Origin of the sequence: Jejuia pallidilutea (assembly GCF_002973595.1) — a bacterium.
GTDB lineage: Bacteria > Bacteroidota > Bacteroidia > Flavobacteriales > Flavobacteriaceae > Jejuia > Jejuia pallidilutea.
Genome location: NZ_PVEO01000001.1, coordinates 24,847 through 37,065, shown reverse-complemented (window position 1 = coordinate 37,065; position 12,219 = coordinate 24,847). Strand labels below are relative to the sequence as shown.

The following is a 12,219-nucleotide window of genomic DNA, read 5'->3' as shown; positions in this document are numbered from 1 at the left end:
TTTCTAAGGTTTTGAGGCTAATACTACAGCTCTTAGTTTTTGCATACATCTGTATTTTTTGTTTCGTGCTGTATTTTCTTCTATGTTTAACGCTTTTGAAATTTCTTTCAAAGATTTTTTTTCGAAATAAAAGGTTTTTAATAATTGCTTACAGGGTTGCCCTAATTTTTTAAAGGCTTCCATGGTTAATTTTAATTTTTTATCCTCTGGTTCACTATATGCTTCATCTTCTTTCATTCCTCCTAGTGTATCGTTATTTAGCGGTTTTACATCTTTAAACGATTTAGACCTTAATACGTCCGTCCATTTATTTTTAGAAATACTGTATAAATAACCTTGTAAGGCGCTATCATTTTGGGGTGTAAACTTATTTTGTTTTACATGTGTCCAAACGGTTATAAATGCTTCTTGATATATATCTTTTGCATGTGCAACAGACCCACTGTTTTTTAAAACTAAAGCTTCAACTTTAGGATAATTTGAGGTATAAAGTTGTTTTAAAACTTTAGTGTTGTTAGACTTTATAGCTTCAACCAGTTGCGACTGACTTAATAAGTGTATTGTTTTCCCCATGAATTAATAGCTATAGGAAATATACAATTATTTCGTTTTTCTTCAAATACTAAACTACAAATGGTTAATAATTAGGTTGTTTAGAAATTATGCGGTTTAAGTTTTTTTATAATCGTTCATAATTTTCTGTTGCAATAATATTAGATGAACTTGGGTTTTCTAGAATTAAAGTTTTGTTATTCAGCACTTTAATTGTTTGATAAAATCCGGTTTTTTCACCTAAATCATCAAAGTAGTAAACGGTATCATTTTCAATACTGTAACATGTTGGAATTACTGTAAGAATGCCACAGCTGGTGCCTGAATAGTTGTCCCAAATAAATTGTGTGTTTGTTACGGTTAATTTTGTTCTTTCGTCGCAACCTTCAATTATTAACTGTCCGTTTCGTTCTGTACCAGTAAATATCCAATCTCCTAAAATATCAGGTGTACTTATGTTAATGGCAGGACAATTATTTTCCATGTCTAGTTGGTCGTCATTTTTTTTACTACAATTAAATAGTATTACTAAGGCAATTATAACCCAAATTATGTGTGATGTTTTTTTCATGGCTGTATGTTTATGTTACGTTAGGGTTATCTGGTTGAGAATCGAAAATATCGGGTGTACCATCACCATCTCTATCAGAAAGTGCATCCCTATCTGGAAGCAACAATTCAAAACTTATTGGGAAAAACACGTTCATTGCTAAATTATCAAATTCATTAATAGGGCCAGCAGATATAGATACAGCCACCGAACTTCCAAAAGGCATTGGTACAAGAGCTACCCAAATAATTGCTCTAATGTTGCCAAATCTTATTGCTCTAGAGCTAAAGGTTCTTGTAATTCCACCAAAATCTACAGTTTGTATTGGCGGTGCACAATCAACAATTGGTGTACCGTTAAAACCATATTCATTAGTCATCAAATCGTTTATAACAAAGGCTCTTACTTGATCTATATTTGCACTTCCAGAAAATAGAGTTATGGGGTAATAACGCCATAGTACTTTATTTTGTGGGTCGTTTTCTGATCGTCTTAAATCAACACCAAATGTGCTGTTTTGTATTGCTATTTCGGTAGCAGTATAGCCCTGTGGAAAATCAAAACTCATATTTAAATTAGGCATTGAATGTGTAAACCTTGTTTTAGGTTCTGGCATAATTGGTATGGCTGTAAAAGGTGCAGGAATACCATGGGCATAATCCCAATAAACGGCTGTGGGGCCTACTACATTTGGGCAACCTTGTTGAGAAGTAGCGTTTGTAAAATTTACGGCATCATTGTCGTTTGAGCTGCATGACGCTAAAAGGATAATTATGGCTAAAAGACTGTATAATTTAAAAGCTTTCATAATTTAATATTTTGATTTATTGAATTTATTTGTACATCGAAGTGATTTAAAAATGTCATCATATTAATTTTCAATGTTGTATTGAGACCATTGTTGATTATTTATGGCGTTGTCGGTATTTGGGTTATAGAGCGAATTATCTGTACCCAAGTATTCATTGTTTTGGTTCATCCAATAATAATTATTTTGGCCCTCAACATAATAGCGTTGTCCTGTATTTGGGCTAGATATGGTAGTACGTTCCCAGATACCGTTGTTAATAGATTTAGAGTGTCCAGCATTGTTCATATCGTTTATGCGTTTCCAACTTTCAAAACTACTATCTGAAATTGAGCTATAAGTATTGCCAAGGTTTCTACTAGCTTGTCCTTGGGTATTAATAGCGGCCATTCGTTGTTGGTGTTGTGCTGCACCTTGTCTAGATTTTTGGGAATAAAAATTGTTACTGGTTTGTACCCATTGCGGATTAATTTTAAAATTTACTAAAGCATTAATAAAGGCCTTTTTGGCGTTTTCGTAGATATTAGCAGGAGCACCCATAGCATTTAAGGTATATCCCCAATCCATACCACCCGTACTTGGGTATTGATTTGTAAAGTAGCGAATAATGCCTATAGATTTCTCTCCGTTTTGGTCTTCCCACTCGGTAGCTATACATTGAAATTGTTTGTTCTCTGGTATGCCTTTAAACAAATAGCTGTCAAAGCGTTTATCAAATTGTGCCAGTTCAGGTAGCGAAAATTGTTTTAATAGCTTTAAACCTTGGGATTTAGCATGGGGTAAAATATCTTCTTGAATTACACTGTTTACATTCTTAACCGGTGCAACGGGTTTTCCGCTTTGTTGCGTAAAATAATTAAGTTGTTGGTTGTTAGAGTAGAAGTAGGACACAAAGCGTTCGCCATACACTTTAACACCATCATGCGATTGAAATAAAATACCTTCTTTATTTTTTTGTTTTACGTTCCAGTGTTTTGGAATGGGCATAATACCTACTGGAATACCAAATTGTTTACTCATTACTTTATAGCCTTTTAAGTTTTCTTTTTCGGTATGGGATATTTTGGTTTCATTAAATTCAGGAGTATCGTTATCTTGAAAATAATATTCAGAATCATCATCAAATTCTGCTAGATCGTTATGGTTTGTTTGGTTTTGGCCACACGAAAAAAGTACTAGTGTTGTTGCGCACAAGAAATAAATTAGCGTTTTCATAATAAATTATAATAAGGTTTAACAATTGTTTATATCTCTACATCGAAAGTGTTTAAAAATGTCATCATACTATTAACTTTTAGTATTTTTGTAATATGAGTAAGCCACTTTCAAAACAGGAATTGCATAACCTAGCTATGAACCATGTAGGTAAAGATTTAGAACAGCGTGGTTTTGAATTTGTAGCTATTAACAGTAAATTAAAACGGCATCCGCAATTTGTATGTATAGACAAAAACAACCAGTACTTTTTTGTAGTTGTTCGTGCAGTTATATTACCAGAAAACCCAAATAATTACGATATTGTTTGGATGGAGTCTTTTAAAAAACATGCTTTTGAAAAAGATGCCAAGGTGCTTTATGCAGGGGTTGGATTGGGTAATCCTAACGGAGAAGACTTGCCAATTTATCTTAACGAAGACTATCTAATAGAATATAACGGTATTCAGTACATAGAACCAAACTTAAATTAAATGAAAAAACTTTCAATAGTTATAGTACTTTTAATTGTTGTTTTTTCGTGTAAACAAAAACTTAAGTCGCCTGTTGAAGCACCTGAAAACACAAAACTTTCTGGAGCTGTTTTTGGTACTTCCTACAGCGTTATTTACGATTCTAAGATAAATTATACAACACAATTTGATAGTTTGTTCAGCGTTATAAACGCCTCATTATCAACTTATATTCCAAATTCTGACATTTCTAAATTGAATAGAAATGAGCCTGTAAAGGTAGATGCGCATTTTAAAAATGTTTTTCGTACTTCAAAAAACATATACAATGCAACTAATGGTGTTTTTGATCCCACAATTGGCGATGTTGTTAACGCATGGAGTTTTGGAGCAGAAACCAATAAATTTTTAACCAACAGTGCCACCATTGATAGTTTAATGCAGTTTGTGGGGTTTAATAAGGTAGAATTAAAAGGAGACAAAATTATTAAACCAGCAAATACGTATCTAGAGTTTAATGCCATAGCAAAAGGTTATGGTGTTGATGTTATTGGCAAGTTTTTAGAAAGTAAAAACGTAGAAAATTATTTAGTTGAAATAGGAGGAGAGTTACGAGTGAGTGGAAAAAATATGGAGAAAAATGCACCATGGCGTGTAGGTCTGGACGAGCCTAGGTTTGATGGTGGACAATCGGTTTACAAAGCCATTAGTTTAAAAGATGAAGCTATGGCAACCTCTGGTACTTACCGAAAGTTTAAAGTTGATGAAAAAGGTAACAAATATGCGCATATCATAAACACAAAAACAGGCTACCCTACCAAAACTAATATTTTAAGTGTTTCTGTAATTGCTAACGATTGTATGGTTGCCGATGGTTACGCAACCGCTTTTCAGGCCATGGGAATAGAAAAAGTTAGTGCGTTTTTAACGCAACACCCCGAGCTAAAAGTATTTTTTATTTTTGAAAATGATAATAACGAATTAGAAACTTTAAGCTTAAACGGTTTTCCTGAATAATTAATTGTGACTTTTTGTGACGTGTTGTGTCTAAAAATTGCTATTAATCATTTAATTACAAAGAGTTGTTCTGATTTAAATACTGTTTATTTTGGGGCAACTTTTTTATTTTGTTACTACTGGAATAATTTCGCCCTCTGCTAAACAATAGGTTTTAATTTGCGTTTTTGTTAATGAAGCTGTATAATCTACTTTTTCAACTTTAAAACCAATGCTTCTTAGTTTATCAAAATAATCCCTTCCATAAACACGAACATGGTCGTATTGCCCAAATATTTTGGCACGTTCCTTTTGGTCGGTAATAGAATTATCTTCAAACGTAACATCTCTATTCAAATCTTGAGGAATTTGAAATATACCCATACCACCAGGTTTCATTACACGATACAACTCTTGCATAGCTTTTGTGTCGTCTGGAATATGTTCTAGCACATGGTTGCATAATATTACATCGTAGGTGTTGTTTTCAAAAGGAAGATTGCAAATATCAGCTTTTACATCTGCTATTGGCGACACTAAATCTGTTGTGGTATAATTCAAATTGTTTAATTTTCTAAAACGTTTTAAAAAACATTGTTCAGGAGCAAAGTGCAATACTTTTAAGTTATCTGAAAAAAAATTGGTTTCATATTTTAAATATAACCAAAGTAGTCTGTGGCGTTCTAAAGAGAGCGTAGAAGGCGATAGTACATTATTGCGTTGCTTTCCATATCCATAAGGCAAAAACGTTTTAAAACTTTTGCCATCAATAGGGTCTGTGTATGTTGTACCCTTTAAATACAATGCTAAAACTGGACGAATAAGGTAGCTTAACCTTATTAATATTGGTCTTGGGATTTTGTTTAGTACTAATTTGAATAGTTTCTTCATTAGCTATTACACAGAGATTCACAAAGCGATAGAGTACCACAGAGCATTACTCAATAGTATTTATAAATCTTTTAATTCCGTTTTTTAGTAGTTTAGTTTTAAAATTAAGAAGCAAACCTAATAGGTAATTTCCCAATTTCATGTAGGTTAGATTTTCTACTGTTTTAAGTTCTAACACAATAGAGTTTTCAACAAGTAAATCAATTCTATAGCCATGATCTAATTTTTTGTGTTTGCAGATTACAGGTTGTACAACTTCTTTTCTTACTGAATAACCTAGGGCTTTTAATTCATAAAGAAGACATTCTTGGTAAGCAGATTCAAGTAGTCCGGGGCCTAAAGCCTTATGGACTTCAATTGCTGCACCAATTATATTTTCAGTTATTTTGTTGTACAATATATTTTAATTGAAATTAATAATTCTCAGTGTAACTCAGTGCGCCTTTGAGAATCTTTGTGTAATAGTTCTTAGAGCACCAAAGCTTCCTTACGAAACTCCTCCTCCTCATTACTCTTAATTCCTAAGGCTTCATAAATGTATGCAAATGTTGAAAGTAATTCAGGTTTGCCATCAACCAAGGCAACATCATGCTCAAAATGTGCAGATGGTTTTCCGTCTAAAGTAGTTATGGTCCAGCCGTCCCTGTGTTGTTTAATGCGCTGTGTTCCCATATTTATCATAGGCTCTATAGCAACTACCATACCTTCAACAAATTTTTTGCCACGACCTCTACGACCGTAGTTAGGCATTTCAGGGTCTTCGTGCATTTTTTTGCCTAAGCCATGACCAACCAATTCTCTTACTACACCATAACCATGTGCTTCACAATATTGTTGAATGGCATATCCTACATCGCCAACACGATTATTTAGCTTAAACTCCCTTATACCAACGTAAAGTGATTCTTTGGTTATTTTTAGAAGTTTTTCAGTTTCTACATCAATTTCCCCAACGGCAAAAGTATAAGCATGATCGCCATAAAAACCATTTTTAAGTGCACCGCAATCAATAGAAATAATATCGCCTTCTACTAAGGGATCGTTATTTGGTATGCCATGAACCACTTGAGAATTCGGACTCATACATAACGTATTAGGAAAGTCATAAAGTCCTAAAAACCCTGGTACTGCTCCTTGGTCTCTTATGTATTCTTCAGCAATTTTATCAAGTTGTAAAGTTGTAACTCCTGGTTTAATGGCCTTTGCAACTTCGCCTAAGGTTTTAGATACTATTAACGCGCTTTCGCGCATAAGTTCTATCTCTTCTCTGGTTTTTATTTTAATCATTTGTCAATAAATATTGGCAAAGATACTTAAATTTAAAAAACATTTTTTTTAAGATTAGATGACTTATAGCAGTTTTATTCTGCTTTTTAAACTATAATTTTGCTGCATTAAAATGTAAGTAATGTATAAAAGTGTAAGTGCGCAAGAAGCTGTAAAGGCTATAAAAAGTAATGATAGGGTATATGTGCAGGCTGCAGCTGCTGCTCCCCAATTATTAATGAATGCTATGACAGAGCGTTATGAAGAATTACGTAATGTTGAAGTATGCCATTTACATGTTGAAGGTGATACACCTTATGCAAACTCTGAATTAAGAGATAGTTTTCATGTTAACTCTTTTTTTATTGGTGCTAATGTGCGCCATACTTTAGCCGCAGGAAATGGCTCTTATACGCCAGTGTTTTTAAGTGAATTGCCCATACTTTTTAAAAGAAACATTATAGATTTAGATGTAGCTTTAATACACGTTTCTGTACCAGATAAGCACGGGTATTGTTCTTTAGGTGTTTCTGTTGAAGCCACTTTGGCTGCTATTGATAACGCTAAAACGGTTATAGCGCAAGTAAATCCGCAAATGCCCAGAACTCATGGTGATGGTATTATTCACTTTTCTGAAATAGATTTGTTTGTTGAATGTAATGAACCTATTCCTGTACATGCTTTAGGTACCCCAACTCCAATAGAAAATAAAATTAGTGATTACGTAGCGAGTTTAATTGATGATAGAAGTACACTGCAAATGGGTGTTGGTAATATACCTAATGCGGTTCTGTCTCGGCTTACAAACCATAAAGATTTAGGGCTTCATACAGAGATGTTTTCTGATGGTGTTATCGATTTAATTTTAAATGATGTTATTAACGGAAATTATAAAGGTGTAAATCCTGGAAGAACATTATCTACTTTTTTAATGGGTTCTAAAAGATTATATGAGTATGTAGACGATAATCCGTTTGTAGAATTACGAACATCAGATTATGTAAACGATGTTTCCATAATTAAACAAAACCCAAAAATGATTGCTATAAATTCTGCTATTGAGGTTGATGTTACTGGGCAGGTTTGTGCAGATTCAATGGGCTCTAAAATGTACTCTGGAGTTGGTGGGCAGATGGATTATGTTCGTGGTGCTTCGTTAAGCGATGGTGGTAAAGCCATAATTGCTTTACCATCTGTTACAAGAAATGGCATTAGTAGAATAGTACCATCTTTAAAACCTGGTGCTGGGGTTGTTACAACTAGGGCGCATGTACACTACATAGTTACAGAATATGGTATTGCTAATCTATACGGAAAAACTATTAAAGAGCGCGTAAAGGCGCTAGTTAACGTAGCACACCCAGACCATAGAGCATCTATAGATAGAGCATACTTTGATTTGATTTAACCTGTTATGCGCTCTGTTTTTAATATATAAAACGCACAACAGGTTGTTTTGTTATTTATTTAAAAAAATCAAAGAAGCTTTTTTTCTTTTTGTATTCCAAAGCTTTTATATCGCTATTGGTTAATAGCTGGTATATTTCGCCCCATCCTAAAAAACCACCAACGTTCCTATCGTCAATAAACAAATCGGCATTTATTTTTCTGCTAATATCGCTGGTATACTCTTCCTCAGGAAAACTCTTGTTTACTGCATAAAACTGTATGCCGTTATCTTCACAGAACTTTACAGCTTCATCCAATTTATCACCGCATCTGTAGGTCCATAAAATAAGGCGATGCCCTTCATCTTGTAACTTCTTCAATGTTTCAAAAGCAAACATTTGCGGTTTGCCAATTCTAGGGTAGGCATCTTCTACAATAGTGCCATCAAAATCAACAGCTATAACAAGTGTATCTGCAAAATTCATGCAATTTGGGGTTTGTTTTACGTAAAGTTAATTCTTTTAAATTCTTTAAACTAATGGGTGTTGCGTCATTGCCTCTGGTTGTTCTACACCAATAAGTTTTAATATTGTTGGCGCTAAATCACCAAGAATACCATCTTTTATATTTTTTAATTCTTTATCAATTAAAATAATAGGTACAGGGTTAGTGGTATGTGCTGTATTTGGTGTACCATCAGGATTTATCATGGTTTCACAATTACCGTGATCTGCAATTAATAGCGTGGTATAATTGTTATCTAAAGCGGCAGTAACAACCTCTTTAACGCACTCATCAACAGCCTCACAAGCTTTAATGGCAGCTTCCATTACTCCTGTGTGCCCAACCATGTCTCCATTAGCAAAATTCAAGCACACAAAATCTACCTCTCCTTTATTAAGTTCTGGAACAAGTGCATCTTTTAATTCGTAAGCGCTCATTTCTGGTTTTAAATCGTAGGTAGCTACTTTTGGAGAGTTTCTTAAAATACGTTGTTCGCCTTTAAAAGGTTCTTCTCTACCACCAGAAAAGAAAAAGGTAACATGGGGATACTTTTCGGTTTCCGCAATTCGTATTTGTTTTTTGTTGTGCTTCTCTAATACTTCACCTAAAGTTTCGCTTAAGTTTTCTTTATTGAAAATTACATTTATGTTTTTGTACTCGTCGTTATAATTGGTAAGTGTTACATAATGTAAATCTAGTTTTTTCATACCGAACTCAGGAAAATCCTTCTGAGATAATACTTCGGTTAACTCTCGACCTCTATCTGTTCTAAAATTAAAGAAAATAATAACATCGCCGTCTTTTACCTTAGTAATAGGCACATTATTTTTATCTACAGCAATAATTGGTTTTATAAACTCATCAGTAACATCTTTAGCATAATTATTTTTAACCGATGCAGTAACATCATAAGAGCTTTCTCCAATGCCATTTACCAAAGCGTCATAAACCAATTTTATACGCTCCCAGCGTTTGTCTCTATCCATGGCGTAGTAACGACCAGAAATAGTGGCAATTTTGGTATTGGTATTTTTAATATGCGCTTGTAGCTGTTCTACAAAACCAGCGCCAGATTTTGGGTCTACATCGCGCCCATCTGTAAAACCATGGACATACGAATTTTTAACTCCAGCTTCTTCGGCTGCGTCAATTAAACCAATAAGGTGATTGATGTGGGAATGTACGCCACCGTTACTTAATAATCCTAAAAAGTGAACATCCTTGTTGTTAGTTTTAGCATAATTGAATGCATTTACCAAAACCTGTTCTTTATTTAAGGTTTTATTTTCTACAGCTAAATTTACTTTAACCAAATCTTGGTACACAATTCTGCCAGCTCCAAGATTCATGTGTCCAACTTCACTATTTCCCATTTGGCCTTCGGGTAAGCCCACATGTAAGCCATCGGTTCTTAAAGATGCGCTTGGGTATTTTGTATATAAACTATCTATAAAAGGTGTGTTTGCATTATCAATTGCAGAAACTTTCGGGTCTGGAGATTTGCCCCAACCGTCAAGTATCATAAGGATGACTTTTTTGTTCATTTTTATTGGTTTGTTTTAAGGTGCAAATATAAGGATTTTAAAGGGATTAAAGGCGTTAATATTAGCTAAAAACCATCTTGTTTTTTCACAAAAACACTGCCAATTTTTAAAACGTTTATACTTCTTAAAACCATGTAAGCTAAACGTTAAAAAAATGTTATTTAAGACTAGGAGGTGTAACAAATTATATTTTCCGTCGTCTTTTAAACATAATCAAAAAACAAATCATTAATCAAAATTAAATTCTTTCATCATGAAAAAAACAATCATTATTTCCGCAATCGCATTATGCTTTTCAATTGTTAGTATTAATGCAAAGACTTCTTTTGAACCAACTAAATTTTACAAAACACAGGCCATTACAAATGTAAACCCGTTTTGTGTTTCTATTGCTAAAGGTGATATAGAAACAGTAAAAAAGTTAATTGAGTTAGGTACAAATATTAATGAAAAATCTAACGGGATGACACCTGCTATGTATGCAGCTAAATTTAACCGTTGCGACATTTTAAAATTATTAATTGCAAATGGTGCTAAATTAAAAGTGAAATCTACAAAAGGCATGACGGCTATGAAATATGCTAAGTTGCATAAGGCGGTAGATGCAGAAAAGGTGTTAGCAGAAGCACTTGCAAAAAAGAAAAAATAATTACAAGCTTTTATAATTATTTTGAGTTAGTCACTCCAAAAAGCCCTCAACGAGGGCTTTTTTTAGTTATAAATTTTTATATTTTGCGATAGCCTCTTCTATTTTTTCTATTCTATTATCTGGGTCTGGGTGAGTACTCTGAAACTCTGGGACACGATTTGGTCCAGCAGCATCTTTCAATATTTTCATTACACCAATCATTTCTTTGGGGTTATATCCAGCTTTAATCATAAATAAAACACCTAAATCATCACTTTCTAACTCATCATCCCGTCCGTTGGTTAGCAGTGTTTGTTGGCCTATGCCACTAACAAGACCGCCCATATCTGCACCAACAGAGCCTGCTGTAGCCAAACCTTGCCAATATTCACTTTCTGCAATGCGTTCAGCGCTATGCCTACCTAAAACATGTCCAATTTCATGCCCTAAAACTCCAGCTAGTTGATCTTCATTCTGTAACTTAGAAAAAAGCGCGTAGGTAATAAATATTTGTCCTCCTGGTAGCGCAAAAGCGTTTATGGTTCTAGGGTCGTTTAATAAGTGAAATTCATATCTGTACGGCGTTTCCTTTGCCACACTATTATTTACTAATTTAAAGCCAACGTTATCTACCAAAGCCTGATATTCGTTATTAGGGTGCAAACCACCATGCTGTTGTGCCATTTGAGGTGCGCTTTGTAAACCAATAGCAATCTCTTTATCTGGAGACATGGAAATAGTTTGTACTCTTCCTGTATAAGGATTTTCTTCGCGTTGGCTACAGCGTTTTAAAACAAAAAAAATGGCGATGGCTGCACCAATAAGCAAACGCACTTTAAAATTTCTTCCTCTCATGTTGAATGGTTTTAGGGTAGTAAATTACAAAATTTTAGCTTATATTATTGTGACACATAGTGTTATGAAATGTCACTTAGGTAGTGCTACAAAACTTTGTACATTGTGTAGTGTTCTCCTATTTCAGCGATGTTAAATGGCGTTCCGGTAATTTTATAACCTCTACGCTTGTAAAAGTTAACTGCGGCAGTTCTTGCATTGCACCAAATTAACTCTGTATCTTTATTTTTTAATAAGGCTTCACCGTAGTTTAATACTAATTTACCAAGCCCTTTACCTTGAAACGTTTCTAGAATTGCCATTCCTCTTAATTGATATTGCAATTGTTTTGAAAACTGGTTGTTGTTTGATTTCATAAATGACGCAACACCTACAATAGCATTTTTATAAAAAAGGCCTATATGCATAGTACTAGGTAAATCATCGCCATTAAAGGCACAGGTTTCTATTGGTTTTCCTGTCCTTAAAACAGGGTGCCTTACTGGGTATGTTTCTTTGGCACATATTTGCATAATTTGGTAATCTTCCTTAGTTGCCATTTTTATTTTTTAGGTGACAGGCTTAAACGC

General features: G+C 34.0%; 15 protein-coding genes. 4 read left to right on the top strand and 11 right to left on the bottom strand.

Annotated features, from left to right (window positions below; all coding sequences use genetic code 11):
* Positions 1–3: 3 nt before the first annotated feature.
* The 4 genes from CLV33_RS00195 to CLV33_RS00180 form a co-directional block, all read right to left on the bottom strand.
* Positions 4–573, bottom strand: a complete 570-nt coding sequence (locus tag CLV33_RS00195; protein WP_105472217.1) for an RNA polymerase sigma factor — start codon at positions 571–573, stop codon at positions 4–6.
* Positions 574–679: 106 nt separating this feature from the next.
* Positions 680–1,123, bottom strand: coding sequence for a hypothetical protein (locus CLV33_RS00190; protein WP_042244876.1), 444 nt, complete (start codon positions 1,121–1,123; stop codon positions 680–682).
* A gap of 10 nt (positions 1,124–1,133) precedes the next feature.
* Positions 1,134–1,910 carry a hypothetical protein gene (locus tag CLV33_RS00185; protein WP_105472216.1) on the bottom strand — a complete coding sequence of 259 codons (777 nt, stop codon included), beginning with the start codon at positions 1,908–1,910 and terminating at the stop codon, positions 1,134–1,136.
* 63 nt (positions 1,911–1,973) lie between these two features.
* Positions 1,974–3,125 carry a hypothetical protein gene (locus CLV33_RS00180; protein WP_105472215.1) on the bottom strand — a complete coding sequence of 384 codons (1,152 nt, stop codon included), beginning with the start codon at positions 3,123–3,125 and terminating at the stop codon, positions 1,974–1,976.
* A gap of 95 nt (positions 3,126–3,220) precedes the next feature.
* On the opposite strand from CLV33_RS00180, the gene CLV33_RS00175 reads away from it, so the two are divergent.
* Together CLV33_RS00175 and CLV33_RS00170 are read left to right on the top strand one after the other, a co-directional pair.
* Positions 3,221–3,598 (top strand): hypothetical protein, encoded by a 378-nt coding sequence (locus CLV33_RS00175; RefSeq protein WP_042248772.1) that lies wholly within the window; start codon positions 3,221–3,223, stop codon positions 3,596–3,598.
* Positions 3,599–4,594 (top strand): FAD:protein FMN transferase, encoded by a 996-nt coding sequence (locus tag CLV33_RS00170; protein ID WP_105472214.1) that lies wholly within the window; start codon positions 3,599–3,601, stop codon positions 4,592–4,594.
* 105 nt (positions 4,595–4,699) lie between these two features.
* On the opposite strand, the gene CLV33_RS00165 is transcribed toward CLV33_RS00170, so the two are convergent.
* From CLV33_RS00165 to map, 3 genes are all read right to left on the bottom strand, one after another.
* Complete coding sequence (locus CLV33_RS00165; protein WP_105472213.1) at positions 4,700–5,464, bottom strand: class I SAM-dependent methyltransferase; 765 nt, start codon at positions 5,462–5,464, stop codon at positions 4,700–4,702.
* A 46-nt stretch (positions 5,465–5,510) separates the two neighbouring features.
* Positions 5,511–5,861: a GxxExxY protein gene (locus CLV33_RS00160; protein ID WP_317045143.1), complete on the bottom strand. Its 351-nt coding sequence runs from the start codon at positions 5,859–5,861 to the stop codon at positions 5,511–5,513.
* A gap of 71 nt (positions 5,862–5,932) precedes the next feature.
* A complete protein-coding gene (gene map, locus CLV33_RS00155; protein WP_105472211.1) occupies positions 5,933–6,751 on the bottom strand; it encodes a type I methionyl aminopeptidase in 819 nt (272 codons plus the stop codon).
* Positions 6,752–6,872: 121 nt separating this feature from the next.
* Here map and CLV33_RS00150 point away from each other — a divergent pair, with 121 nt between their 5' ends.
* Positions 6,873–8,138 (top strand): acetyl-CoA hydrolase/transferase family protein, encoded by a 1,266-nt coding sequence (locus tag CLV33_RS00150; protein WP_105472210.1) that lies wholly within the window; start codon positions 6,873–6,875, stop codon positions 8,136–8,138.
* A gap of 55 nt (positions 8,139–8,193) precedes the next feature.
* Here the strand turns inward: CLV33_RS00150 and CLV33_RS00145 are convergent, their stop codons facing one another.
* Together CLV33_RS00145 and gpmI are read right to left on the bottom strand one after the other, a co-directional pair.
* Positions 8,194–8,604, bottom strand: coding sequence for a BT0820 family HAD-type phosphatase (locus tag CLV33_RS00145; protein WP_042244860.1), 411 nt, complete (start codon positions 8,602–8,604; stop codon positions 8,194–8,196).
* A 45-nt stretch (positions 8,605–8,649) separates the two neighbouring features.
* Positions 8,650–10,167 (bottom strand): 2,3-bisphosphoglycerate-independent phosphoglycerate mutase, encoded by a 1,518-nt coding sequence (gene gpmI / locus CLV33_RS00140; protein ID WP_105472209.1) that lies wholly within the window; start codon positions 10,165–10,167, stop codon positions 8,650–8,652.
* A 253-nt stretch (positions 10,168–10,420) separates the two neighbouring features.
* Here gpmI and CLV33_RS00135 point away from each other — a divergent pair, with 253 nt between their 5' ends.
* Entirely contained in the window at positions 10,421–10,816 is a 396-nt protein-coding gene (locus tag CLV33_RS00135) for an ankyrin repeat domain-containing protein (RefSeq protein ID WP_042244854.1), read from the top strand.
* 66 nt (positions 10,817–10,882) lie between these two features.
* On the opposite strand, the gene CLV33_RS00130 is transcribed toward CLV33_RS00135, so the two are convergent.
* Both CLV33_RS00130 and CLV33_RS00125 read right to left on the bottom strand, forming a co-directional pair.
* Entirely contained in the window at positions 10,883–11,650 is a 768-nt protein-coding gene (locus tag CLV33_RS00130) for a M48 family metalloprotease (RefSeq protein ID WP_042244851.1), read from the bottom strand.
* An 86-nt stretch (positions 11,651–11,736) separates the two neighbouring features.
* Positions 11,737–12,189 carry a GNAT family N-acetyltransferase gene (locus CLV33_RS00125; protein ID WP_105472208.1) on the bottom strand — a complete coding sequence of 151 codons (453 nt, stop codon included), beginning with the start codon at positions 12,187–12,189 and terminating at the stop codon, positions 11,737–11,739.
* Between the last annotated feature and the right edge of the window lie 30 nt (positions 12,190–12,219).

Bases quoted from the DNA above. Each gene is read 5' to 3' on its own strand.
- CLV33_RS00195 (WP_105472217.1), bottom strand. From the start codon at position 573: ATGGGGAAAACAATACACTTATTAAGTCAGTCGCAACTGGTTGAAGCT.
- CLV33_RS00190 (WP_042244876.1), bottom strand. From the start codon at position 1,123: ATGAAAAAAACATCACACATAATTTGGGTTATAATTGCCTTAGTAATA.
- CLV33_RS00185 (WP_105472216.1), bottom strand. From the start codon at position 1,910: ATGAAAGCTTTTAAATTATACAGTCTTTTAGCCATAATTATCCTTTTA.
- CLV33_RS00180 (WP_105472215.1), bottom strand. From the start codon at position 3,125: ATGAAAACGCTAATTTATTTCTTGTGCGCAACAACACTAGTACTTTTT.
- CLV33_RS00175 (WP_042248772.1), top strand. From the start codon at position 3,221: ATGAGTAAGCCACTTTCAAAACAGGAATTGCATAACCTAGCTATGAAC.
- CLV33_RS00170 (WP_105472214.1), top strand. From the start codon at position 3,599: ATGAAAAAACTTTCAATAGTTATAGTACTTTTAATTGTTGTTTTTTCG.
- CLV33_RS00165 (WP_105472213.1), bottom strand. From the start codon at position 5,464: ATGAAGAAACTATTCAAATTAGTACTAAACAAAATCCCAAGACCAATA.
- map (WP_105472211.1), bottom strand. From the start codon at position 6,751: ATGATTAAAATAAAAACCAGAGAAGAGATAGAACTTATGCGCGAAAGC.
- CLV33_RS00150 (WP_105472210.1), top strand. From the start codon at position 6,873: ATGTATAAAAGTGTAAGTGCGCAAGAAGCTGTAAAGGCTATAAAAAGT.
- CLV33_RS00145 (WP_042244860.1), bottom strand. From the start codon at position 8,604: ATGAATTTTGCAGATACACTTGTTATAGCTGTTGATTTTGATGGCACT.
- gpmI (WP_105472209.1), bottom strand. From the start codon at position 10,167: ATGAACAAAAAAGTCATCCTTATGATACTTGACGGTTGGGGCAAATCT.
- CLV33_RS00135 (WP_042244854.1), top strand. From the start codon at position 10,421: ATGAAAAAAACAATCATTATTTCCGCAATCGCATTATGCTTTTCAATT.
- CLV33_RS00130 (WP_042244851.1), bottom strand. From the start codon at position 11,650: ATGAGAGGAAGAAATTTTAAAGTGCGTTTGCTTATTGGTGCAGCCATC.
- CLV33_RS00125 (WP_105472208.1), bottom strand. From the start codon at position 12,189: ATGGCAACTAAGGAAGATTACCAAATTATGCAAATATGTGCCAAAGAA.